22 protein-coding genes are annotated in these 24,043 nt (G+C 52.9%); 3 read left to right on the forward strand and 19 right to left on the reverse strand.

Going from position 1 to position 24,043, the window contains the following annotated elements; translation table 11 throughout:
• Positions 1–371 (reverse strand): hypothetical protein (locus tag ACLUXO_RS09135; protein WP_412137291.1); only part of this gene is annotated, 371 nt, incomplete at its 3' end.
• On the opposite strand from ACLUXO_RS09135, the gene ACLUXO_RS09140 reads away from it, so the two are divergent.
• Positions 370–2,079 carry an ABC transporter ATP-binding protein/permease gene (locus ACLUXO_RS09140; RefSeq protein ID WP_412137292.1) on the forward strand — a complete coding sequence of 570 codons (1,710 nt, stop codon included), beginning with the start codon at positions 370–372 and terminating at the stop codon, positions 2,077–2,079. The genes ACLUXO_RS09135 and ACLUXO_RS09140 overlap by 2 nt on opposite strands.
• On the forward strand, positions 2,069–3,706 hold the full coding sequence (locus tag ACLUXO_RS09145; protein ID WP_412137293.1) for an amino acid ABC transporter ATP-binding/permease protein: 1,638 nt from the start codon (positions 2,069–2,071) through the stop codon (positions 3,704–3,706). The genes ACLUXO_RS09140 and ACLUXO_RS09145 overlap by 11 nt, the downstream gene beginning before the upstream one ends.
• Positions 3,707–3,760: 54 nt before the next feature.
• On the opposite strand, the gene sufB is transcribed toward ACLUXO_RS09145, so the two are convergent.
• Genes sufB through sufC form a run of 5 tightly spaced genes read right to left on the reverse strand, consistent with a single transcriptional unit; the run spans position 3,761 to position 8,763 of the window.
• The gene (sufB, locus tag ACLUXO_RS09150; RefSeq protein ID WP_050890615.1) at positions 3,761–5,188 is read right to left on the reverse strand and encodes a Fe-S cluster assembly protein SufB; all 1,428 of its coding nucleotides are present in this window, start codon (positions 5,186–5,188) and stop codon (positions 3,761–3,763) included.
• Positions 5,189–5,629 (reverse strand): Fe-S cluster assembly sulfur transfer protein SufU, encoded by a 441-nt coding sequence (gene sufU, locus ACLUXO_RS09155; protein WP_412137294.1) that lies wholly within the window; start codon positions 5,627–5,629, stop codon positions 5,189–5,191. It lies immediately after the preceding gene.
• Positions 5,616–6,830, reverse strand: coding sequence for a SufS family cysteine desulfurase (locus ACLUXO_RS09160; protein WP_412137295.1), 1,215 nt, complete (start codon positions 6,828–6,830; stop codon positions 5,616–5,618). The genes sufU and ACLUXO_RS09160 overlap by 14 nt, the downstream gene beginning before the upstream one ends.
• Entirely contained in the window at positions 6,811–7,974 is a 1,164-nt protein-coding gene (sufD, locus tag ACLUXO_RS09165) for a Fe-S cluster assembly protein SufD (protein WP_412137296.1), read from the reverse strand. The genes ACLUXO_RS09160 and sufD overlap by 20 nt, the downstream gene beginning before the upstream one ends.
• A 9-nt stretch (positions 7,975–7,983) precedes the next feature.
• On the reverse strand, positions 7,984–8,763 hold the full coding sequence (sufC, locus tag ACLUXO_RS09170) for a Fe-S cluster assembly ATPase SufC (RefSeq protein ID WP_412137297.1): 780 nt from the start codon (positions 8,761–8,763) through the stop codon (positions 7,984–7,986).
• A gap of 210 nt (positions 8,764–8,973) precedes the next feature.
• On the opposite strand from sufC, the gene ACLUXO_RS09175 reads away from it, so the two are divergent.
• Positions 8,974–9,468 (forward strand): GNAT family N-acetyltransferase, encoded by a 495-nt coding sequence (locus ACLUXO_RS09175; RefSeq protein WP_412137307.1) that lies wholly within the window; start codon positions 8,974–8,976, stop codon positions 9,466–9,468.
• 173 nt (positions 9,469–9,641) lie between these two features.
• On the opposite strand, the gene ACLUXO_RS09180 is transcribed toward ACLUXO_RS09175, so the two are convergent.
• The 13 genes from ACLUXO_RS09180 to ACLUXO_RS09240 form a co-directional block, all read right to left on the reverse strand.
• On the reverse strand, positions 9,642–10,130 hold the full coding sequence (locus tag ACLUXO_RS09180) for a PTS sugar transporter subunit IIA (RefSeq protein WP_412137298.1): 489 nt from the start codon (positions 10,128–10,130) through the stop codon (positions 9,642–9,644).
• 5 nt (positions 10,131–10,135) lie between these two features.
• Positions 10,136–10,636, reverse strand: a complete 501-nt coding sequence (locus ACLUXO_RS09185; RefSeq protein ID WP_025895911.1) for a hypothetical protein — start codon at positions 10,634–10,636, stop codon at positions 10,136–10,138.
• A complete protein-coding gene (locus ACLUXO_RS09190) occupies positions 10,636–11,418 on the reverse strand; it encodes a MurR/RpiR family transcriptional regulator (protein ID WP_412137299.1) in 783 nt (260 codons plus the stop codon). Before ACLUXO_RS09190 ends, ACLUXO_RS09185 begins: the two co-directional genes overlap by 1 nt.
• Before the next feature lie 83 nt (positions 11,419–11,501).
• Positions 11,502–13,385, reverse strand: coding sequence for an alpha-glucoside-specific PTS transporter subunit IIBC (locus ACLUXO_RS09195; protein ID WP_412137300.1), 1,884 nt, complete (start codon positions 13,383–13,385; stop codon positions 11,502–11,504).
• A gap of 69 nt (positions 13,386–13,454) precedes the next feature.
• A complete protein-coding gene (locus ACLUXO_RS09200) occupies positions 13,455–14,789 on the reverse strand; it encodes a family 4 glycosyl hydrolase (RefSeq protein ID WP_412137301.1) in 1,335 nt (444 codons plus the stop codon).
• A gap of 264 nt (positions 14,790–15,053) precedes the next feature.
• On the reverse strand, positions 15,054–15,221 hold the full coding sequence (locus ACLUXO_RS09205; protein ID WP_412137302.1) for a hypothetical protein: 168 nt from the start codon (positions 15,219–15,221) through the stop codon (positions 15,054–15,056).
• A gap of 147 nt (positions 15,222–15,368) precedes the next feature.
• Positions 15,369–15,830 (reverse strand): SsrA-binding protein SmpB, encoded by a 462-nt coding sequence (smpB, locus tag ACLUXO_RS09210; RefSeq protein ID WP_003611142.1) that lies wholly within the window; start codon positions 15,828–15,830, stop codon positions 15,369–15,371.
• A gap of 22 nt (positions 15,831–15,852) precedes the next feature.
• Positions 15,853–18,222 (reverse strand): ribonuclease R, encoded by a 2,370-nt coding sequence (gene rnr, locus ACLUXO_RS09215; protein WP_412137303.1) that lies wholly within the window; start codon positions 18,220–18,222, stop codon positions 15,853–15,855.
• A 67-nt stretch (positions 18,223–18,289) separates the two neighbouring features.
• Positions 18,290–18,523 (reverse strand): preprotein translocase subunit SecG, encoded by a 234-nt coding sequence (gene secG, locus ACLUXO_RS09220; protein ID WP_002876914.1) that lies wholly within the window; start codon positions 18,521–18,523, stop codon positions 18,290–18,292.
• Between the two features lie 54 nt (positions 18,524–18,577).
• Positions 18,578–20,650 carry an LTA synthase family protein gene (locus tag ACLUXO_RS09225; RefSeq protein ID WP_412137304.1) on the reverse strand — a complete coding sequence of 691 codons (2,073 nt, stop codon included), beginning with the start codon at positions 20,648–20,650 and terminating at the stop codon, positions 18,578–18,580.
• Between the two features lie 19 nt (positions 20,651–20,669).
• On the reverse strand, positions 20,670–21,683 hold the full coding sequence (locus ACLUXO_RS09230; protein ID WP_412137305.1) for a lysylphosphatidylglycerol synthase transmembrane domain-containing protein: 1,014 nt from the start codon (positions 21,681–21,683) through the stop codon (positions 20,670–20,672).
• The gene (locus tag ACLUXO_RS09235; RefSeq protein WP_072547686.1) at positions 21,676–22,725 is read right to left on the reverse strand and encodes a glycosyltransferase family 4 protein; all 1,050 of its coding nucleotides are present in this window, start codon (positions 22,723–22,725) and stop codon (positions 21,676–21,678) included. Before ACLUXO_RS09235 ends, ACLUXO_RS09230 begins: the two co-directional genes overlap by 8 nt.
• Complete coding sequence (locus ACLUXO_RS09240) at positions 22,718–23,887, reverse strand: glycosyltransferase family 4 protein (RefSeq protein WP_412137306.1); 1,170 nt, start codon at positions 23,885–23,887, stop codon at positions 22,718–22,720. The genes ACLUXO_RS09235 and ACLUXO_RS09240 overlap by 8 nt, the downstream gene beginning before the upstream one ends.
• Positions 23,888–24,043: the final 156 nt, after the last annotated feature.

The following is a 24,043-nucleotide window of genomic DNA, read 5'->3' on the forward strand; positions in this document are numbered from 1 at the left end:
TCATAGGTACAGCCGGCAGAGTTGTAATATTTTGCCTGGCCGCTTCCGCGTCTTTTATTCTGCTTTATCTTTCTTTTTAATTCTTCAATGAATTCCTTGTTCGTTTTTTGCCCTTTTTGCGGGGAAAAATAATTTTGCTTTTTCTGTTTTTTGTTTTTTCTCTGTTTGTCTGTCCCGCTTATCAGAAGAGCTTTGAAAATAAAGTCGCCGTGCCATTTGGCTGTTGGCAGCCCTTTCCCTCGTTTTTTCTGCCCTGGTACAGTTATCAAATCTCCCTTATTTTTCATATAATTTTTCTTGTGTTCCTTATGTCCTATATTCCATTTTGGACTATTGTTTTGTTTTTTTAGAAAGGCTGATCCAACCTCCATGATCAAAACCCGTCTTATCAAGCAGCTGGGCTCGTCCAGCCGCTACGTCCTCTGGCAGATCCTCTGCCAATGGCTCGCTTTACTGGGCCAAATCGTCTTTATCTTTGCCCTGGCGCGCATCTTAACCGGGCAAAATTCCTGGCCGGCCTTGCTTGCTGGCGCCGCCGTCCAGCTTTTAGGCCAGTACGCATATAACCAGGCCAGCTTCCAAGCCAGCGCCAAGGTTAAAGAAGTCCTGCGGCAAAAAATTTACGCCAAACTTCTGCTTTTAGGTGACAGCTATAAAGAAGCAGTCAAGCCAGCTGAACTGGTCCAATTAACCGGCGAAGGGATCGAATCCGTCGACAGCTACTTCAGCCGCTATCTCAGCCAGTTTGCCTATGCCTTCCTGGCTCCCTTGACCCTGTTTGCCGTCTTGGTCAAAATCGACGCCCCGGCCAGCATCTTCCTTTTATGTGCCGTGCCCCTGATCCCCATCGTCATCATGGTCGTCATGCTGGTCGCCAAAAAGATCCTCAGCCGCTACTTTGCCATTTACCACCAGCTAGCCGATACCTTTTTGGAAAAAATGCAGGGCATGACTACCTTAAAGGTCTACCAAAATGATTCCGCCGCTGAACAAGAACTGGCAGAAGAATCGGAACACTTCCGGCAGATCACCATGAAGGTCTTGACCATGCAGCTGCTCAGCACCGTGGTCATGGACACCGTGGCCTATGGCGGCGCTGCCTGCGGGATCGTCATTGCCCTTAATAACCTGCGGCAAGGGCAAGTAAGCCGGCAAGGGGCCATCGTCTTGATCCTCTTGGCCGCCTCCTACTTCCTTCCCATGCGGCAGCTAGGCAGCTACTTCCATATCGGCATGAACGGCATGAAGGCCAGTGACCAGATTTTTGCCTTCCTGGACCTGCCGGAAAAAGCTGCTGGGCAAACTTCCCTGCCGGAAAAAATGGCCTTGACCGTCAGTGACCTTTCCTTTACCTACCCGGACGCTGACCAAGCCGCTTTAAGCCAAATCAACCTGGCGATCCCCGCCTCCGGCTTCACTGCTATCGCCGGCCTGTCTGGATCGGGTAAAAGCACTCTGGCCGCCCTCTTAGCCGGCCGCCTCACTCCAAGCAAGGGGCAAATCACGCTTGCCGGCATCCCTTTATCCGCTCTTTCCCCTTCCGCCTGGCAAAAAGCCGTCACCCTGGTTACTTCCGACAGCTACCTTTTCAAGGGCAGCGTCAAAGACAACCTGCTGATGGCCGGACCAGCCAGTGACAGCGACTTAATCGCCGCTTTAAAGGAAGTCCGCCTCTGGGACTTTTTGGCCAAAAATTCCGGCCTGGACTACCAGCTGACAGCCGGGGCGACCAACCTTTCCGGCGGGCAAAAGCAGCGGCTGGCCCTGGTCCGGGCACTTTTAAAAGACAGCCAGATCTACATCTTCGATGAGGCCACTTCTAATATCGACCTGGAAAGCGAAGCCGCCATCATGGCCGTCCTGCACAAACTTGCCCAAAAGAAGACCGTCATCCTCATCTCCCACCGCCTGGCCAACGTTACCAAGAGCGACCGAATCTACTTTTTGGAAAAAGGCTGCTTAGTTGAAAAGGGCAAGCACGAAGAGCTCTTAGGCAAGGGCGGATCCTACGCCCGGCTCTTCAAAGACCAGGCTGACCTGGAAAATTACGCGAAATTTGGAGGCAAGCATGAAGAATAACAGCAACTTTAAAATCCTCTGGCGCCTGCTGGACCTGGTCAAGCCCCTCTGGCCGGTCATGGCTTTAGCCATCATCTTGGGCAGCGCCGGCCAATTAGCCGCCAGCTTCGTCACCATCAATGCCGTAGCCGCGGCTGGCAAAATATTTAGCGGGCAAACCGCTTCCGCCTTAATTGTCCTGCTCCTCATCTGTGCCTTTTCCCGGGGAATCCTCCACTACGGAGAGCACTACTGCAACCACTTGCTTGCTTTTAAAATGCTGGCCTTGATCCGGGTAAAAGTCTTCCATAAACTCCGCCTGCTCAGCCCCGCCAAATTGGAAGGCAAGGACAAGGGGGACCTGCTTTCCCTTATCACCAGCGACATCGAGCTCTTGGAGGTCTTCTACGCCCACACCATTTCCCCCATCGCCATCGCTTGCGTCTATACCATTTGCCTGCTGGTCTTCTTTGCCCGCTACTCCTTGGCTTGCGCCCTCTTGGCTCTGATTTTCTACGCCCTGGCCGGTATCGGCATCCCGCTGATTTTTTCCCGCTTCTCCAGCCGGCCTGGCCAGGATATCCGGCAAAAAATGGGCCAGATCAGCAACTTTATGCTGGACTCGATTCTGGGTTTGGCCGAAAGTCTCCAGTACGGGCAAGGAGACAAGCGGAAAAAAGAATTAGCCGCGACTGACCAGGACCTGACCCAAAGCCGGGCCAAGCTAAACCAGCTGACCGCTCTTCAGCAGACCCTGACCAACCTGGTCATCCTTTTAGCCACCACTTCCATGCTCCTTTTGACCAGCCGGATCCTTCACCTGCCTTTTAGCCAAAGCTTAATCACGGCCAGCGCCATGCTGGCCAGCTTTGGCCCGGTCAGTGCCCTTTCCGCTCTCTCGACGGGCTTGACCGAAACTGTCGCCAGTGCCCGCCGGGTATTGGCAATCTTGGATGAAGAGCCAGTCGTCGAAGAAAACGCGGCCGGGGGCAAGCCGGCTTTTTCCTCAGCCAGCTTGGAAAAAGTCACCTTTACCTACCCAGATGGCGGCCGGCCAGTCCTTGCAGACTACTCCCTGACCATTCCGAAAGGAAAAATCATCGGCATCCACGCCCCGAGCGGCAGCGGCAAGTCCACTATCCTCAAGCTCCTCGCCCGCTTCTACGACGTCCAAAAGGGGCAAGTGGCCATTTCAGCAGTCAACATTAAGGACATCGAAACTTCTGCCCTCCGGGGTCTGGAAAGCTACATGCCCCAGGAAACCTGGCTGGCCACGGACACGGTTGAGAACAACATCAAGCTGGGCAAGGCCGCCAGCCGCGAAGAAGTCGTCGCCTGCGCCAAAATGGCCAACATTCACGACTTCATCATGACCCTGCCCAAAGGCTACGACAGCCTGCTGGGCGAAAACGGCAACAGCCTGTCAGCCGGGCAAAAGCAGCGGATCGGGATCGCCCGGGCCTTCCTGCACGGCGGAGAGCTTCTGCTTTTAGACGAAATCACCGCCAACCTCGACGCCTTAAACGAAGGCATCATCCTCAAGGCCCTCAAGGAAGCCCGGAGCGGCAAGACCGTGGTCCTGGTCTCCCACCGGCTCAGCACCCTGGCCATCGCCGACCAAATTATCGCTTTGCCAAGCCGCGAATAAGCTAAAAACGCCTGGAAGAAATTCCAGACGTTTTTTTGCGCTTATTTTTCTTATTTACCCGATCGAGCCCACCATCTGGTACTTGATCAGGCGGTTCAGTTCCACCGCGTATTCCATCGGCAGTTCCTTAGTAAATGGTTCCAAAAAGCCCATCACGATCATTTCCGTGGCCTTGGCTTCCGAAATCCCCCGGCTCATCAAATAGTAAAGCTGCTCTTCAGAGATTTTTGACACCTTGGCCTCGTGCTCCATGGAGACGTTCCCGTTCAAAACTTCATTGTAGGGAATCGTGTTGCTGGCCGACTTGTCGTCCATGATGATGGTGTCGCATTCCACATGGGCCAAAGAGCCATCGCTGTCCGGGTTGAAGCGGACCTGTCCCCGGTAGTCCACCCGGCCCCCGTCCTTGCACAGGGACTTGGAGACAATGGAGCTGGTAGTCTGGGGAGCGTTGTGAACCATCCGGGCACCCGTGTCGGAGTCGATCCCCTGGCCATTTGAATCGCAGCCGGCAAAAGCAATCGACAGCATGGTCCCCCGGGCCCGGCGGCCATTCAGGTAGACACTAGGATACTTCATGGTAACTTTGGAGCCTAAATTGCCATCCACCCATTCCATGGTCGCGTTCTCCAGGGCTTGGGCCCGCTTGGTTTCCAGGCTGTAGACATTGTCTGACCAGTTTTGGATGGTCGTGTAGCGGCAGTAGGCGTCTTTTAAGACATTGACTTCCACGACCGCCGCGTGCAGGCTGTCAGCTGAATAGTTGGGCGCCGTGCAGCCTTCCACGTAGTTGACGCTGGCCCCTTCATCGACAATGATCAAGGTCCGCTCAAACTGGCCGGAATTGCCGGCATTGATCCGGAAGTAGCTCTGGATCGGGACTTTGGCCTGGACCCCTTTGGGCACGTAGATAAAAGTCCCCCCGGACCAGACGGCGGAGTTGAGGGCCGCCATCTTGTTGTCATCCGGCTTGACCAGCTTGCCGAAGTACTTTTTGACCAAATCGGGCACCACTTGGACAGCGGCGTCAGTTGACATGAACAAAACGCCCTGCCGGGCCAGGTCCTCTTTGATTTTTTCATAAACGACTTCTGACTCATACTGGGCTGACGACCCGGCCAGATACTGACGCTCGGCCTGGGGAACGCCCAGCTTTTCAAAGGTCTCCTTAATCTTGTCCGGCACCTCGTCCCAGTCCCGGACCGCCTTTTTGGCATCCCGGCGGAAGTAGTTCAAGTGGTCAAAGTCAATCTTGGTCAAGTCCGGGCCAAAAGCCGGCAGGGGCATTTTGAGGTAGGTCTGGTAGGCCTTAAGGCGGAAGTCCAGCATCCAGTCCGGCTCATTTTTTGCCGCGGAAATCTGCCGGACCACCTCTTCACTGAGGCCTGTCCCCGTGGTATAGATGGGTTCGATCTCGTCTTTGAAGCCGTACTGGTAGTCCTGGTCCAGGGCCTGTAAGGTTTCGTCTTTTTCAGCGGTCATCTAATTTTTCCTTTCTATTGCTTCACTCAAGCCTTGCCAGGCCAGACCCGCGCACTTGACCCGGGCCGGAAAACGGGAAACGCCCTGTAAAAGTGCCGCGTCGCCCAGCTCCCTTTCTTCCTCCTGGCTGATCTCTTTTCCTTCAAGCATCCGCCAAAAAATTGGCAAAAGACCAACCGCTTTTTCAAGCGGGGCTTGGTCAACCAGGCCGGCCATGATCGCCGCCGAAGCCTGGGAAATCGTGCATCCCTCAGCCAGGCAGGCGACCTGCGCAATCTTGCCTTCCTTGACCTTGACCTGCAAGGTCAGCCGGTCCCCGCAGCTTTCATTGACCAGGTTAACCACTTTCGTAGGACTGGCTAAAGGCTGCCGGTATTTTTGGCTAGCCGCGTAATCTAAGAGGACTGCCTGGTAGACCTGCTTTAAATCATCTAGTGCCATTGAAAAACTCCTTCGCCGCTTGCACTCCCCTAATCAAGGCTTCCACATCAGCTTCATTGTTGTAAAAAGCCGCGCTGGCCCGGGCAACGGCCTTGACTCCTAACCAGTCCATCATGGGCTGGGCGCAGTGCTGGCCGGCCCGGATGGCAATACCCTGGGCGTCCAGGGCCGTCGCTAAATCGTGGGGGTGAACGCCAGGCAGGTTGAAAGATACGATGCCGCCCCCCTGCCCGTAAACCGTAGCCCCTGCTTTTTTCAAGCCTTCCGCCAGGGCCCGGCCTAATTCTGCTTCCCTGTCCTTAATCGCGTCTAAGCCAATTGCATTCAAATAGTCAATCGCTGCCCCCAAGGCCACTACGCCGGACACATTCTGACTGCCGGCCTCAAACTTTTGCGGGGCCGGCTTGAAAGTCGCGCTAGTTTTGCTGACCTCTCTGATCATCTCCCCGCCAAATTCCAAAGGCTGGGTCTGGTCCAGGAGTTCTTTTCGGCCGTACAAGACCCCGGTCCCGGTCTGGCCCAGCATCTTGTGGGCGGAAAAAGCGTAAAAGTCGGCGCCTAATTTTTTAACAGCAACTGGCAAGTGGCCCGCTGCCTGGGCCCCGTCGACTAAGACCAGGGCCCCGTGCTTTTTGGCCAAGGCCGCCAGCTCTTTGACCGGCTGCTCAGTCCCTAAAACATTGTTAACCTGGGCCAGGGCCAAAAGGCGGAGGCGGTCAGACACGGCTTTTTCTGCTTCCTTTAAGTCAACCCGGCCCTTTTTGTCCAGGGGCAAAAAGACCAGCTTGGCCCCGGTAAGGGCGGCAACTTGCTGCCAAGGGACCAGATTGCTGTGGTGCTCAGCAGCAGTTAAGGCGATCTCGTCGCCCTTTTTTAAATACCGCAAAAAATAGCCAAAGGCCGCCAAATTGATGGCCGCAGTCGTCCCCTTGGTAAAAACTATTTCGCTGGCCTCAGCGCCAATAAAATCTGCTGCCTTCTGCCGGACTTCTTCATAAGCCTCCGTTGCCTTGGCCGCCAGGGCATAAGTTCCCCGGTAGATATTGGCATTTTTCTTTTGATAAAAAGTATTGATTGCTTCAATCACACACTCAGGCTTCTGGCTGGTGGCCGCGTTATCCAGGTAGACCAGGGGCTCCCCGTTCATTTTTTCAGCCAGGATGGGAAAATCCTGCCGGAGCTTATTCCAATTCTTGTCCATCGATCAGCTTTCTTTCTACCATTTCAAATAAAGGCTGCCGGCTGGCTGACGGGATCTTGGTCAAAACCGGACCCAAAAAGCCCCGGATGACTAAACGCTCGGCTAAAGGCTTGGGCAGGCCCCGGCTCATCAAGTAATAGAGCTGCTGGTCGTCAACCCGGCCGACACTGGCCGCGTGCCCGGCAAAAACGTCGTTATCGTCAATCAAGAGGATAGGGTTGGCATCCCCTCTGGCCGACCTGGACAGCATCAAGACCCGGTTTTCCTGCTGGGCGTTGGCCCCCTTTGCCCCCTTCATGACATGGCCGATCCCGTTGAAGACCAGGCAGGACTTCTGCAGGATCACCCCATGCTGGAGGATGCGGCCATCTGACTTTTTGCCGTAATTATTGACGATGGTGTTCAGGCCCTGGACCTGGTCGCCGATAGTAATGGCGATCACGTTCATCTCGGCTCTGGCTCCCTGCCCGTAAAGGTCAGAGTCATAGTCAGCCAGAATCTTTCCGTCGCTCAGCATCCCCATGGCCCAGTCCACCTTGGCGTCCCGGCCGACCCAGGCCACCCGCTTTAAGTAGGCGGTCGTGTTTTTGCCTAAGCGGTCGATAGCAGCATACTTAACCCGGGCGCCGGCTAAGGCGCAGATCTCCACCACCAGGTTGGCTGTTGCTTCCTTGTCTCCTTGGCTGGCCACTTTTTCAAAATAGGAAAAATCCGCGTTTTTCCCGGCCACGAGCAAGACGTGCAAGGCAAAGTCCTCTTGCTTTTGGCTGTCTTGCAAATAAGTCACCGTCAAGGGCTCTGCCAAGGCCACATTGTCTGGCACATAGACGAAGAGCCCCTGCTCCATCTTGGCCACGTTTTCTCCTAAAAGGCGGTTTTCCTTAAAATTAGCCGCCCGGCCAAAGTACTTTTCTACCAGGTCCCCGTGCTCAGCTAAAGCCGTCTCCCAGTCGCAGGCGACGCAGCCTTTTGCCCAAAACTCTGCCCCAGCTTCAATGGAAAAAGCTGCCGTCTTTTGCAGGGGCCGGGTCAAAGACAGGGGCCAGGCCCGGTAGTCCACCTTGGCAAAGTCGGGCCTAGGCAAGTCCGGCAAAGCAGCAGCGGCTTCTGCCTGCATTTTTGCAAACCATGCTTGTGTGGTCATGCTTCCTCCTTAAACGTCTTCATCCGTCAGTTCAATGTCCAGGCCCAGCTCGTCGCGCAGCTTGGTGTAGCCTTCCTTTTCCAGGCGCTTGGCCAAATCCGGCCCGCCTTCAGCCACGACCCGGCCGCCCATCATAACGTGGACCTTGTCGGGCACCACGTAGTCTAACAGGCGCTGGTAGTGGGTGATCATCAAGGCACCGAAATCCGGCCCCCGCAGGTCATTAACCCCTTTAGAGACCACCTTGAGGGCATCGATGTCCAGGCCGGAGTCGATTTCGTCTAAAATCGCGAACTTGGGCTTGATCATCAGCATCTGCAAGATCTCGTTGCGCTTCTTTTCCCCGCCGGAAAAACCCTGGTTCAAGTAGCGCTGGGCCATTTCGGCCTTCATGTCCAAAAAGTCCATCTTTTCATACAGTTCCTGGAGGAATTCCCGGGCCGGGACTGGATCGACTTCCGGCCGGCGGGCGTTCAAAGCCCCCCGGATGAATTCAGCGTTGCTGACGCCGGGGATTTCAGCCGGGTACTGCATGGCCAAAAAGAGGCCGGCCCGGGCCCGTTCATCAACTGGCAAATCCAGCAGCTCTTGCCCATCCAGCTTGACTGACCCCTGGGTCACCTTATATGCCGGGTTGCCCATGATGGCTTCTGACAGGGTCGACTTCCCCGTCCCATTTGGTCCCATAATGGCATGGATCTCCCCGGTTTTGAGCTTTAGGTTAACCCCTTTGAGAATCTCCTTGCCGGCAATTTCAACGTGCAAATCAGTAATTGCTAACTCTGACATGACTCACCTCAACTAGTTATCTACAAAATTTAGTGTCACGTCTATTTATAACACACAAGACCTAGTGGTTACAGAGGACAAAAGGAGAAATATGCGATTTTTTAAAAGATTACAAATCACCAGAAAAATATCTGAAAATTTCAGAAAATAAGCAAGTAATTTGACAAATCTTTCTCGCCTGCTACAATGACTAAACATAATCAACTAGTTATGGAAAGGATCCTGTCCACCGTGAAAAAGCGTCAAAAAAACGACTTCAGCAAAGAAATCCAAGTCAAACATTTTAATGAGCTCTCTGCCCGGGAGGTCTTCTGCCTGTCCAGAATCCGCGATGACGTTTTCGTTGCCGAGCAGGAAATCACGGTTCCTGAACTGGACGACCAGGACCTTTCCGCCTACCACGTTTTCCTTTTAAACGAAGACCAAAGCAATGCCCTAGCGGCCGCCCGCTTCTTCAGCGAAGAAGGCCGCTTCTACATCGGCCGGGTCGCCGTGCAAAAGACTGCCCGCCACCGCGGGATTGCCAGCCAGCTGTTAGACGCCATTGAAAACTACGTTTTGGCAAATAACTTAACCAAAGAACTCTACCTCCACGCCCAAGCCAGTGCCCGGGACTTCTACCTGGCCAATGGCTACCACGATGTCGGTCCTGTCTTCATGGAAGCCGGCATCCCCCACCAAATGATGGCTAAAGCCCTCGCCTAAGCAGCCGCAAGGCTGCTTTTTTCATGCAAAAAACTGCCCCGGAAAAGGTCCCGGAGCAGTCTGGCGATTTCTGAGTTAGTAAAGAAAGTTTTTTAAAATAGAGGAGTAAAAGTATAAAATAAAAGTTTTGGATTAAAGAGTAATGTTATAAATGGTAAAAATCATCACGCGCATTAGTTAAAGGCAATTTCCTGCGCGTCATCGCCCGCCTCTACAGGGCGCGGGTCGACATCCTTGACTTCTTTAAGCAGGTCCATGTTGGTGTAAACCACCATGACCGTGTTGTCCAGGCCGTGGTCAGCCACAGCGGCGATGTCCATTTCCGCCAGCTTGTCGCCAGCCTTGACTGAATCGCCTTGGTCGACAAAGAGCTTGAAGGGTTCCCCCTTCAGTTCCACCGTGTCGATCCCCAAGTGGATCAGGACTTCCAGCCCTTCGGCCGTCTTGATGCCGATGGCGTGCTTGGTCGGAAACAGGGTGGTAATAGTCCCGGAAACCGGGGCAACTACTTCCTGGCCGGTCGGCTTAACGGCAAAACCGTCGCCCAGCATCTTTTGGGAGAAGACGTCATCGCTGACTTCGGACAGGGGAATCAGATTGCCCTTGATGGGCGCCTTGACTTCATGGCCTTTTGACTTGGACTTTTTAAAGAAATTAAACATGAATATCAACCTTTCACCGCTCTAAAGGCGAGAACTACATAGAATACAAAACAAATTACGAATAAAGAAGCAATCAAGTAGGTCAAGGACAGCAGCTGGCTCGGCTTTACCTTGCTCTCTTCAGGTAAATCCTCTCCCCGCCGCAGGGCAAAAATAGCGAAGAGGAGGCAGAACCAGTTGCCAACGATCAGCTGGGTCCACAGCTGCAGCTTCATAAACTTCATGTACTGGCGCCGGTCGGCCAAGAGGGCCCCGCCGTCGATCCAGCAGAGGTAACCCAAGAGGAAGTCACCGGCCGCCACGATGATTGACACCGTGGTCGCGGGACTGGCCGCGATAAAGTCAGTGATCGTCTGCTTGGCCGCCCCGGCCCGCAGCTGCAAGAGCAGCAGGTAGGCCAGCGGGGCAAAAAAGAGGACGAAGGTGTAGATCTTTAAAATTCTTTTCGGCGTCAGACGGGCAGACTTAGTCAACCTGTCTAGCCAATTCAAAGCTTTCTCTTGCATTATTCATCCTCTTTTCTCAGCCACTCGCAGTAGCCGTTAATCAATAAATCAATCATTATGTAAGCCGGACTAAAAGCCCAGTTCTTGGTGCTGATGCTCTCGTGGAAGAGACTTGGCTGGAAAAAGAGACTGTAGTCAGACAGGCTGGCCAGCCGGCTTTCCTTGATGGTCGTCAGCGAAGTAATCGTCAAATGCTCATTGAGCAGGTGCAGCTCATCCAGGAGCTGGCACAAGTCAGGATCTTCCCCGGAGAAGGAAATCACAATCAATTGGTCATGGTCTTGCAGCCAATTCTTCGACATCTTCAATTCACTAATCGCTGATGGCATGACAACCGTCGGCTTGCCCACATTCACCAGGAGCTGGTTGGAGAGATAGCTGGCGATCGATGCCTGCTGCCAGCCGGTGGTGTAAATGTAGATATTTTCTGTCTGGTTTAAGGTCGAATAAAAGCTTTCAAAATCCAGTGTCCTGAAATAGCTGAGCTCTGAGCGCAGATTCTTGACCAGGCGCTCGGCGAAGGTATCTTGCTGCTTAACCATCCGCTTCTCCCCCTTGGAAAAATCTGCCAGCTCGTATTTCAATTCGCTGTAGCCACTTAGACCAATCTTTTTGCATAAGCGAAAAACGGCCGATTCTGAAACATAAAGCTTCTTGGCCAATTTCGCCAGACTGAGTTCGCTGCATTCAGCAGCATTGTTCAGCAAGTAATTCAAGATCTTCTTATCCGATGGATTCAGATCACTTGATTTTTCCACGATTCGTGCTTTTAGTCCTGCCATAAAAGTCTCCTCCTGCTAACTTGTTGACGTTTTCATCTAGTTAACAGAATAGCACTTTTATGGGCTTAGACCAATTTAAAAACTTACATAATTTCCTTCATCTTGTCGACAACCCGTTCAGCTTCCAGGCCGACCACGATGTCGATTTCCTGGTCATCCCGTTTTTCAACGGCGCTGGCCCCGAACTTCTTGAAGTCGTCGTCGCCGGCAACCTTCTTAGTGTCAAAGACGTGGACTCTTACTCTGGTTGAGCAGGAAGTCAGTTCTTTAATGTTGCTTCTGCCGCCCAGCAGGTCCAGGTAGCCGGTGGCCTTTTCTTCATCAGGGTCGGCTTCGGCCTTGGCAACGGTGTTGCCGCTGTCGGCAATGATGCTTTCAATTCTTTCCAGAACTTGGGCAACGTCCAGACCAACGATGACCTGGATGGCTGAACCGTGACGGACAACCCCGACTGCCTGGTTCTTTCTGAAGGCAGCGTCGGCGCCGACCTTGTCAGGATCCTTGACAGTTACCCGCAAACGGGTTGCGCAGGAAGTAATTTCAGCAATGTTTTCCGGTCCGCCCAAGAGAGTCGTGTAAGCCGTAGCTCTTGCGATGTATGGGTCAGAGGAGTTTTGCCCGGCAGCTTCAGCAGCTTGTTCAGCAGCCTTGGCTTCCTTGTATTGCTTCTTATTCATCAGCTTGACTTCCTGGTCGTCAGCTTCCCGGCCTGGAGTAGCGTAGTTGAACTTGACGATCATGAAGCGGAAGATGAAGTAGATGATAGCGGCATAGATCAGACCAATGATGAATTGGGCCATGTAGGTGTGCCAGTGGTTAGCCCACAGTGGCAGCCAGTTCATGGAAGCAATCCCAATGGCCCCGTCAGTCATTTGGCCGACAACGCCGAAGATGTACATGGTGGTGTTCATGGTTGCGGCCAAGACTGAGTAGACAACCCAGAGGATTGGAGCCGCGAAGAGGTAGGTAAAGTCAACAGGTTCAGTAATCCCGGCCAGGAATGAAGTCAAAGCAGCTGGCAAAAGCAAGGCTGAAGTCTGCTTCTTCTTGTTCTTCTTGGCAGTGTGGTAGAAGGCCAGGCAGATGGCTGGCACAAGGAAGACTTTTTCATTCCCGTAAAGCATGAAGCCCATGTTTGGAGCCAGGCTCTTCAAGCTCTTGGTGCTTTCGGCAAATTCAGTCAAGTGCTTGAGCCACCATGGTTGCAAGCCCCCGGCAACAACGGCCGGGCCGTATTGGAATGGAATGTAAACCAAGTGGTGCAGGCCAGTTGGGATCAGGACCCGGTTCAAGAAGTTGAAGATCCAAACCCCAATCAAGCCGCTGGATGCCATGAATTCCTGCAAAGCAGTGATGCCCATTTGTACCTTTGGCCAGATAAGGCAGGTCAGGAAGGCAACTGGGAACATGGCCACGAAACCTAAGATGACAACGAAGGCTGAACCCTGGAAGGTACCCAGGAAGTCCGGCAATTTCTTGTCAAAGTAGCGGTTGTGTAGCCAAACCACGATACCGGCGATGACCAGGGAACCAACGATACTGGTGTCCAGGGTCTTGATCCCGGCAATCATGGTCAAACCACTGTTGGTTGAGTTGGCCACGATCTGGGTCTTAACGTAGTCCTTAAGGCCGAAGAAGGCACCCCAGTGGGTCAGGAAACCAGCGATAAAGTAGTTGAAAGTCCAGTAGGTAACGATGGCTTCCATGGCTGCCCGCCCGTGGGCCTTCTTAGCCAGCCCGATTGGCAGGCCGACCACGAAGAGCATGTCAACTTGGTTAAAGACGGTCCAGCCACCTTGTTGAACGGTGTCCCACAGACCGTACCAGAAGGTATTGGTGTTTGCCAGTGAGCCAAAGATCAACGGGTTGTTGAACAGGCTGGTTAAGGCAACCACGATACCGGCGAAAGAGAAAAGCAGGACAGGCACGAACATCGCCGCCCCGAATTTCTGCAGTTTCTGCATCATAAGCAATCTTCCTCCTTGCTGCTTATTGCATGTATCTTGCTTGTTTCTTTTTATTTCAATTCATTCTGACTACTTCAAATCCGGCCAGTAAGGCTTGTTAACGACCATCATGTCGTCCAGGATCTTCTTGGCCACGCTAGCGTCTGGAACAGTCTTGTTCAAGGCAAAGGCCTGCAGCATCTTGATGTAGGACTTTTGTTCATAAGCATCGACAACCAGCTTTTCGCAGGTTACTTGTTCCATCATCAGACCCAGTTGGAAGCGGCCGGCTTCACCGACTACCAGCGGCTGCACGCCGTCTGAGCCAAAGAGGCAAGGCACTTCAACGATAGCGTCGTCTGGGAAGTTGCTAATGGCCCCGTTGTTCGGAATGTTGGCCAGGTACTTCTCGTGGGTGTTGAAGGCGATCGCGTGGCAGATGTCAATGATGTAGTTGGAGTGCACTTCGCTTTCCCAAAGGTTGCCCTTGGCCGTGCCTTCCTTGACGATCCGCTCGCATTCACCGAAGACGATCTTTTGCCGGTATTCCAGGATTTCATCGGTTCTGGTGTAGTGCGGGTTGGCGTTTTCCACTTCGTATTGCGGGAAGTAGTAGTACTGCATGTAGTTGTTTGGCAGAGTCGTTGGGTCCAAGGCGTAGCAGTCAGCAACCTTCTTGAAAGTTGCGACCCAGCTGGCTTCGGTTTCCTTGTCGAAGTCTCCGCCCACGTAGTAGCCGTTCTTCTTGACGTAGTCTTTCAGAAGCGGCATCAGGTCTTCCCCGGTCTTCTTGTTGGTAACGCTCTTCCACCAGCCGAAGTGATTCAAGCCGTAGTAGGTAAAGTCGAGGTCCTTGAAGCTCTTGAGCCCGGCAATGGCCGCCATTCTGCCCATGTCATCGATTGGCATGTCGCAGATGTTGACAACCTTGGCATTCGGGCGGAAGCGCCGGCAGGCTTCAGAAACAATCGCAATCGTGTTGGAGTAGTTGACCATCCAAGCGTTTGGCGAGTACTTTTCCATGAAGTCAATGATTTCAATGATGGCCGGGATTGACCGCAAACCATAGGCCATGCCTCCGGGGCCGGTAGTTTCCTGGCCGTTGACCCCGTACTTCAAAGGAATCTTTTCATCCTGGCTGCGCATTTCGTACTTGCCGACTCTGATTGAGCCCAAGACAAAGTCAACATCAGTGAAGGCTTCTTCCGGGTCAGTCGTATATTCAAATTCGACTTGCGGTGCCTTTTCCTTGACGATGATGGCGCAGGCGTCACCGATCTTCTTTTGCCGGTCAGCATCAATGTCGTACAGCTTCAGTTTCCGCAAGGGAAGCTTGTCTTGGTTGGCACAGAGACTGATGACAAAGCCAGGGGTGAAGGTGCTGCCACCGCCGGCAATAACTACTGAAAATTTCTTGTCTGACATAAATCAATTGCTCCTTACAAAAGACATTGTTTCATCACATGGGGCCTTTCAGGCGCCCCGACCTCCCGTAAGCTTGCTTACACTCTTATTATGGCACCGCTTCCAGATATGTAAAGCGTTTACGAAAGCAAAGAACCATATTTCAAATTGTGAAAAGTATTTCGCAAGGGCGAAAAATATTTCGGAAAGCGGTCTGGAGGAATTTTTGCAAAGAAAAAAGGTACTGGTCTGGCCAGTACCTCGCGATTGACTTATTTTAATTAACTAAAGCTGCAGGCCATTTGGCAGAGCCAAGGCAACAGCGAAGACCAGCAGAATAGCGCCGATCACCCAAAAAGCAATTTTCTGCCCCTTTGGCAGCTCCTTTTCAACACCAAAAATTACCAAGCCCAGGCCGATCAGTCCGGACAAAAGCATGATCCAAAAACCCATTGTCTATCCTCTTTCTATTACTCTGAATGAATTTTTTGCTTACACTTATTCTACAACTAATGCCAGCCTTTGCAAGGGCATTTTGGGAAAGCGTAATATGCAGATAAGTATACGAGAATACAAAAAATCCGCCTTCCGGCGGATTCCCTAAATTCTGTATTTTCTGCGCAGTTCCCGGTCCTGGTCGCGCTTCTTGATCGTTTCGCGCTTGTCGTATTCCTTCTTACCCTGCGCTACGCCAATCAAAACCTTGGCAAAGCCGTGCTTCAAGTAGACCTTGAGCGGCACGATGGTCATCCCCTTTTGGGCCTTCACATCAGCTAGTTTGGCGATTTCCTTCTTGTGCAAAAGTAGTCTGCGGCTTCTCAGCGGGTCGTGGTTGTAGCGGTTGCCTTCCTTATATTCATCGATATGAACATTTTCTAGGAAGGCCGACCCGTTGATGATCTGCACGTAGCCGTCACGCAAGGTCACGTGCCGGGCTCTGACGGACTTGATCTCCGTCCCCGTCAAAGCAATCCCGGCTTCATAAGTATCCTTGATGAAATAATCATGCCGGGCTTGCCGGTTCTGCGCGAGGACATTTTCATCCTTGGCTTTTTGTTTCATAAAAAATCCTCCCGCTTACATATTAACGGTTTGGCCGCCGGCGGTTGCCTCTTTCACTTTGCCCCAGCCGCTGGCCGCGGTTGTTGCGGCTTGGCTTGTGGCGCCGGTCACCGCTCTTGTCGCGGCCGCCGTAATTGCGCCGGCCCTTGAAGTTCCGGTCCCCATTTCTTCTGCCCATCCCGCGGTCATTGTGGGGCCGCTTTTTAGCATCTGGATCGTAAACTTCAAAGTCCAGCTGGTGCTGCTCAACATTAGCATTGGTCAAGACAACCTTGATCGGCATCCCTACCTTATACTTCTTGTGGGTTGCCCGGCCGGTCAAAGTCATGGTCTTTTCATCGTATGAGTAGTAGTCGTCCTTCAAGTTGGAGATGTGGATCAAACCTTCCACCGTATTCTCCAACTGCACGAACATCCCAAAGCTGGTTACTGATGAAACAACCGCGTCAAACTTGTTGCCGACCTGGTCAGCCATGTATTCGGTCATCTTCAGGTCGTTGGTTGCTCGTTCCGTATCGATTGACCGCCGCTCTTGCGTTGAAGTCTGGTCAGCTACTTCCGGCAGTTCTTCCTTAAAGTGCTCCTTGACCTCATCCCCCATTCCTTCTTCCAGGTAGGCGTGGATCATCCGGTGGACCATGGTGTCTGAATACCGGCGGATCGGGGAAGTAAAGTGGGTGTAGTACTTGGCCGCGATCCCGAAGTGGCCCAGCGGATCTTCTGAGTAGTGGGCCTGCTTCAAGCTCCGCAGCATCATCATCTGCACAACTGCTTCTTCCGGCGTGCCCAAAGTCTTGGTAACCACCTTCTGCAAGTCCAGCGGCTTGATGTCGTTTGGATCTGCCTTGACGTTCAAGCCGAAGGCACTGCAGAATTCAAAAAATCTGGTGATCCGGTCAGCTTCCGGCGTTTCATGCACCCGGTAAAGGAAAGGCACCTTTTTTCTGTAGTAGGCTTCCGCTACCGTTTCATTGGCCAAAAGCATGAAGGATTCGATCATCTTTTCGGCCGTCCCCCGGCTGTGCAAGACGATGTCCACCGGCTTGCCCTTCTCATCCACGATGATCTTGGCTTCCGGTTCTTCAAAGTCGATGGCCCCCCGGGCGTGGCGCTGGTTGTACAGGGCTTCATGCAAAGCTGCCATGTCCTTGAGCATTGGCCGCACCTTAACATACTTGTCTTCCAAATCGCTGTCTGGCACGTCAGCGCGCAAGGCCTGGTTGACCTTGTTGTAGGTCAAGCGGCCGTGGGACCGCATCAAGGCCGGGTAGATGTCGTAAGATACCCGCTCACCTTCCGGGGTGATTTCCATGTCGCAGGACAGAACCAAACGGTCAACGCCTTCGTTCAAGGAACAGATCCCGTTGGACAGTCTGAACGGCAGCATCGGAATAACCCGGTCGACCAAGTAGGTACTGTTGCCCCGGGCAAAAGCTTCCCGGTCCAAAGGCGTTCCTTCCTTAACATAGTGCGCCACGTCAGCGATGTGGACGCCCAGGTGGTAGTTGCCGTTGTCCAGCTTCCACAAAACGACCGCGTCGTCAAAGTCCTTGGAGTCATCCCCGTCGATTGTGACGGCTGGCTGGTCGGTGATGTCCCGCCGGCCTGGTTCATGCTTTTCTTCTTCAGTTACGTGGTCCGGGATAGCATTGGCCTGCTCTAAAGCATCTTCTGGCCATTCAGTCCGGATGTCATGTTCAGCCACGATAGACATGATGTCCACGCCCGGATCGTTCTTGTTACCGATAATTTCGACAACTGCCCCGGTCATCTGGTCTGGCAAGTCTTCAGTCGGGTAGGTCTTCAGAGATACCTTGACCATGTCCCCCATTTGCGGAATCAAGCCGTTTTCAGATACATAGACCCGGTACTTCTTGAACTTCTTGTTGCTTGAAATTACGTAGCCGGCAAAGTGGCTGATCTTGACCTGCAGGTCTTCCAAAGGGGTGTATTCGCCGACAATGCTGCTGGCCCCTCTTTCCAGGATTTCTTCAACCTGCCCTTCCGGCCCTTTCCCGTTCCAAGGGTTGCCGCCGGCCGTGATCTTAACTTTAACCCGGTCCCCGTCCAAAGCCAGCTTGGTAGCGTCAGAGTTGATGAACACGTCATCGGCTTCTTCATCGTCTAAGCGGACAAAGCCAAAGCCCTTGTCGTTGGCCCGGAAGACCCCTTCGACTTCAGTATTTTCCTGGGCCAGCTGGTAGCGGCCATTGCCGTCAGTGATGATCTGCTTTTCCTGCTCCAGGTAGGCCAGGGCCTTGACCAAGTCGGTAAAGTTGCCCAAGCGGTCCCGGCGGGCCTGCCGCTCGATCTGGTCAACGCTGAATTGCTTTTGCGGGTTGTGCCGGAAGATCTCCAGCACGCCCGCCAATACAGTCTCGTTTTGCGCCATTATTTTCTCCATCTGTATTTTCGTTAAAAAAAACCTCCCATCAAGCAAGTGATCGGGAGGTTAATGATTATTTAGAAGACAGGATTGCCAAAATAATCGAAAAAGCAAAGAACAATACCAGTAGAACTGACGTCACTTTTTCCATAAAGGCTTCAAAGCCCCGCTTCTTGGTCTGGCCGCTAAAGACGGCGCCGCCTGACAAAGCGTTCAAGGCATCTTGCTGCTTCTGTGGTTGCATCATTGTCGCAATAATGATCAGCACTGAAACAATGATCAACAGCGTCATAATAAAGTTGTACAATGCACTGCCTCCAATTTATTCTACAATTACTTTACTATTCTATCATAGATAGACTTACTTTGTCTTAGTTTTTTTCAGTTCGGGCGCATCAGTTTTATAAAGACTGCTTGCGTCCTTTTTGCCCAGCTGGCTCTTTAAGCTGGTCTTGCTCTTACCGGCTTCCTCCAGCTTCTTTAAAGAGTCAGTCTTATTGTAGTCATAGTCACTGGTCTTGACCGGAGTAAACCAGGAAGGGTGGTAGAAGCGGAGCAGATTCCCGGTCACGACCCGGTCAGACAGGGTCAGCTGGGTCAAAACCTGGTTGGCGAGCAAGCGGCAGGCCTTCTTTTCCTTGGCGCCGGTGACCTTCTTGCCCGTCTTGGTGTAATAGTAGCTGCTCCCCACCTTGGTGTAGGTCGGGGTAATAAAGTTCCCATTCCGCTGGGCCACCACTTGCGGGTTCTTTTTGCTTAACAGGTCATGGCCAAACAAAATCATATCCTTGCTCTTGATCCCCAGCAGGTTAAGCAGAGTCGGCATCACGTCGATTTCCCCGCCGTAGGTATGCTTAATGCCGCCTTTTAAGTTGCTTGAATAGAACATGAGCGGCACTCTTTGCTGCTGCTGGTCGTCAAACTCCCCGTAATTTTTCTTCCTGGTCAGCTGGGCCATGGCCTCGTTGTGGTTGTTGGAAATCCCATAGTGGTCCCCGTAGAAGACCAGGAGGGTCTTTTTGTCCAGGCCGGTCTTCTTCAGCCAGGTCATGAATTCGCCGATCGCCTGGTCCAGGTAGTGAGCCGTCTGCACGTAGCCGTCAACCGTATTGTCCCCGGTCGTGGTCTTCTTGATCGACTGGTTCTGCTTGTCCAAGGTATATGGATAGTGGTTGGTAACCGTGATCATCTTCAAGTAAAAAGGCTGGGGCAGTTCAGAGATGTACTTGGCCGACTGCTTAAAGAAGATCTTGTCCTTTAAACCGTAGCCCAGGTACCAGCTGTTTTGGTACTGGTAGTAGTTCAAAGAAGCGAAATAATCATAACCAAAAGACTTGTAGGCATTGTTCCGGTTCCAGAAGGACCCCGTCCCCCCGTGCATAACGGCGGAAGTGTAGCCGCCCTTTTGCTGCAAAATGGCCGGCATGGATTCAAAAGTATTGCTAGTCCCGTAAGTCGACATGGCTGACCCCGACTGGACCCCGAAGAGGGAGTTTTCCAGCATCAGTTCCGCGTCAGAGGTCTTCCCCTGCCCCACCTGGTTGAAGAAGTTGTCAAAAGCCAGGGTGTGCTTGGAATGGTAGATCTTGTTCAAGTTAGGCGTGACTTCCTTGCCCTTCCACTTGTAGCCGATCAAAAACTGCTGGAAACTTTCCAGGTGGATAACGATGACGTTTTTCCCCTTGGCTACGCCCGTATAAGCTGAATTTGGCTGAACGTAGTTGGCCTTGAGGTACTTTTTAACAGAGCTCAAATCCGACACCTTGGCATTAGCCATCTGGGCGTTGGTCTGGGCCGTCTTGATCCCGTCATAAAGGGCATATTCGTTGATCCCTAAATACTTGACGATGTAGTTGTTGTCAAAAGTCCGCGTGAGCAGGCCTGACCGGTCCTTTTGGGCCAAGAGGAGGTTGCCCCCCATCAAGAGCAGGGCCGTCAGTTCAATAGCGACCTTCCTTTTCCAGGACTGGGCGTAGAGGTCCATTTTGAAAAACTTCCCCAGCAAAAGCCCCAGCAGAATCAAGGGGTCAGCAAAGGCTAAAAAGTCGCTGCCCTTGAGGATGCCGGCAATGCTTTTGCCCAAATTCTCCGAAGCGCTGCCCGAATTTTGCAGCAGGGAGAAAGAGAGGAAGTTGGAGAATTCCCGGTAGTAAAGGATGTTGGCAAAAAGCCAGATAGCCAGGAGGAAGTCCAGGACAAGCATGGTCCAGTAGGACTTGCGCCCCTTCATCAGCATCCCCAGACCCAGGATCAGCATCCCCGACGGAATAGGGTTGATGAGCAAGAGGAAGCCCTGCATCGGGCCGCTTGCCCCCAGGGTAAACTTGGTCAGATAGATTAGGTAACACTTGAGCCAGTAGCCGAAGACCGCCAAGGTAAAGAAGCCGTTCTTCGACGTCCGCAGCCAGGTCCCAAAGGCCTTGATTTTCTGCATTTCTTTCACCTCAAAAAAATCAGTCCCGCAACTTGGCCGGCTTGAAGGACCAGCCAAAGATACCGAGAATCATGCCGAAGAAGTAGGTCGCAAACCGCCACAAGAACATGGCCAAAACGACTACCCCCGGCTGGCTGATGAAGCTGGCAAAGAGGGTCTGGAAGCTGAATTCCGCCCCGCCGCTGGCCCCAGGCAAAGGAATCACGGCCATGAACATGATGATCAGGATCGTCATCAAGGTCACCTGGACATAGTCAACTGGCTGACCCAGAGCCCGCAAGGTCAGGTAAGGAGCCGAGTAGTAGCACAGGAGCTGGCCGACCGTTAAGAGGACCACGCCCCAAAGCTTTTTCTTCTCAGCCTTAAGGGCCTGGCTTTCCTTGTAGAAGCTTTCCACTTGCTCCAGGGTCGACTTCTCCCAAGCCTGGGCCCTTTCCTGGCCAAAAATCCGCCCCAACAGCTTCATGACCTTTTTAACCGCCTTGACCGTCCAGTTATGGGCAAACATGGCTAACAGGAGCAGGATGATGGAGAAGACGTGGAGGGCAAAGCCCAGGAAAATAAAGATGGCTAAAGCCGAGAACTTGCCGGCCACAAAGTGAAAGCCGAAGATAAAGGCCGTCAAATAGGCAAATAAGACAACCAATTGGTAGCAGATGAACTTCATCATCAAAATTGAGGTTGCCCGGCCGCCGGCCATGCCCATTTCCACCATGGCCGCCAATTGCGACGGCTGCCCGCCAGTGGCCATCGGGGTGATCCCGTTGAAAAGGGCCTGAATGAGCGGAATCCGCAGATAAGACCAGAAGCTCCGCTTGGCTGTCCCCGGCCTTTTGGCCAAAAGACGGAGGATCAAGGCCTCACAGACATAGGACAAGGCCATGGCCAAAAAGACCAGGACCAGGCGCCAAGGGATGATCTGTCCGGCTGCCGCCTTTAAAGTCGCCATTGGCGTAGCCTGGAGGTCAAAGTATAAAACAAGGGAGCTGATCAGTAAAACGATCAGGACTCCCCACAGATTTTTCTTATTCATAGCTGATCTGCCCCAATTCCCGGCCCAGCTGGTACTGCTCCTGGTAGAAGTCCCGCCAGATTTCAGCCAGGTGGTCTTCAGAATACTGCTGGCTGGCCTTGCGGGAAAGCTCCTGCTGGCGGGCCAGGACTTCCGGATGGGTGGCCGCGAAGCGGAGCTGTTCGTTCATTTCAGCAAAGTCCTTGCCGGCCAGGTAGTAACCGTCAATGATCGCCCGGTAGAGGTCCAGGTCTCTGAGCAAGACCGGGGTCCCGCAGCTGAAGGCTTCCAGAACTGACATCGGGAAGAGTTCATCAAAGGACGGCAAGAGGAAGAGGTCGGCCATGTTCAAGTAGTCAACCAGCTTTTCCCGGTCGATGATGCCGGTAAAGGTCAGGTTCTTTGGCGGGTTCTCCACCAGCTGCTTGAAGTGGTCATAGCCGTCCGTGATCTTGCCGAAAGAAAAGCCGCCGGCCCAGATAAACTGGTAGTCGGGGTTGGCTTCCGCCAACTTGGCGAAGTCGTCGACCCCTTTTCTGGCCTGGACCTGCCCGTCGCCGAAGACAACGAACTTGTCCTGGGGGATGCCTAATTCCTGCCGGGTGGCGTTCTTCTTAGCCTGAGTCTGTTCATAGAATTCGCTCTTGGCCACGAAGTTCGGAATGTAGCGGATCTTGTTTCTGTCCAGGCCGTATTCAGTCAGTTTGTCGATGAAGATTGGGTTGACGACCACGATCTGGTCCATCCGCTTATAAAAGTCGATCACGTACTGGTAGAAGACCTTTTTAGCCACCCCTGGCAATTTGATTGACCCTTCCAAGGTATCTGGCAAAAAGTGGACATAGCCGATCTTGCGGCCTCTGGCTGGTGAAAAGCTGTTGGCGAAGTAGGTCGGGTTGATAGTGTGGTAGTGGGTCAAGTCGCTTCTGCCGTACTTGTTGATGGTCACGTAGAAATCATCGACCAGGTGGGTCCTGAGAAGCCGGATCAGTTCCAGGTAGGCTGCCCCGACCCCTTGGCCGGCAACTGAGTCCGCCTGGGAAAACATGTTGATTCTAATCATTGCTGTCCTCTTTTTTCACTTGATAGTTGTCAATCGCGTACTGGTAAAACTTGCAGACCTCGCTGGCAAAGTGGCTGGCGGAAATTTCCTCCAGTTTTTTTGCCAGGAGCTGGGGCGGAATCTCCTGCCGGCCCTGCCGCAAGTAAGCCGCGATTTCTTCCTTCATCTGCCGCAGGCTTTCAAAAGTCAAGCCGTAAGCCGGGTCATTGAAGACCTGGTCAGTGTAGTCGGTCTTGTAAACCACGCACTTGCGTCCGCTGCCCAGGGCTTCGATATAAGTCAGCCCCTGGGTTTCCGTGTCGCTGGCTGAGACGAAGAAGTCGGCCATCTTATAGTAGCTGGCGACCTGGTCATGAGGAATATTGCCGGCAAAAATCACATGATCTTCCAAAGTCAAGCGCTCAACCTGCTCTTTTAAGACATCCACGTCTGGGCCGTCGCCGGCGATAACAAAGACCAGCTTAGGGAATTCGGTCAACAGGTCCGGCATGACCCGGAGGATGCGGTCAATCTTCTTTTCCGCGGCTACCCGGCCCAGGGTGATGATCACCTGGGCATCCGGGGCAATCTCCAGTTTCTCCCGCAGATCCGCCTTGTCCGGGCCACTGATGGCGTCCAGGTCAACCCCGGTAGGAATCACCCGCATGGGGATCTCCACCCCGTAGCGGGTCAATAAAGCCGCTACACGCTGGCTGGGCGCGATGACCCCGTCCATATTCTTCAAGTAGCTCTTGGTGAACTGCTGGACATGAACTGGCCGGAGCAAGTGTCCGTTTAAGACATAGTGCAGGTAGTCTTCGTACATGGTGTGGTAGGTGTGGATAGCCGGGATGCCCAATTGCCGGGCCACGTACTTGCCAATTGAGCCCATGGAAAATTCGGTCTGGGTGTGGACGATGTCCAGGTTGACCTCCTTGGCCACCTTGACCGCCTCAAACAGGCCCCGGAAAGCAATCCGCCGTTCAGAGAAGCCAATGAAGGGCACGGAGCTGAAGCGGAAGATGTTGGCTTCAACCGTGTCCTTGTCGACATTGGGATCAGTTGTCGTGAAGATGAAGACATTGTGACCCTGGGCCTCCAAAGCTTCTTTAAGGGTTTTGATCGACGTCGCTACCCCGCTGTTTTGCGGGAAGTAGGTGTCTGTAAACAAACCGATATTCATGTGCTTTCATTACCTCCATACTAAAAGACATTATAGAGAATCGGCAAAAGAGGTGCAAATTTCTTTACCAAAATCCAAAGAATAAAAGATATTTGCTGCAGGGAAAAAGATAAAGATAAAAGAAAAACGACTCCCAAGAGGAAGTCGTCTCAAGCG

Source organism: Lactobacillus delbrueckii subsp. bulgaricus (assembly GCF_046938665.1).
Lineage (GTDB): Bacteria > Bacillota > Bacilli > Lactobacillales > Lactobacillaceae > Lactobacillus > Lactobacillus delbrueckii_C.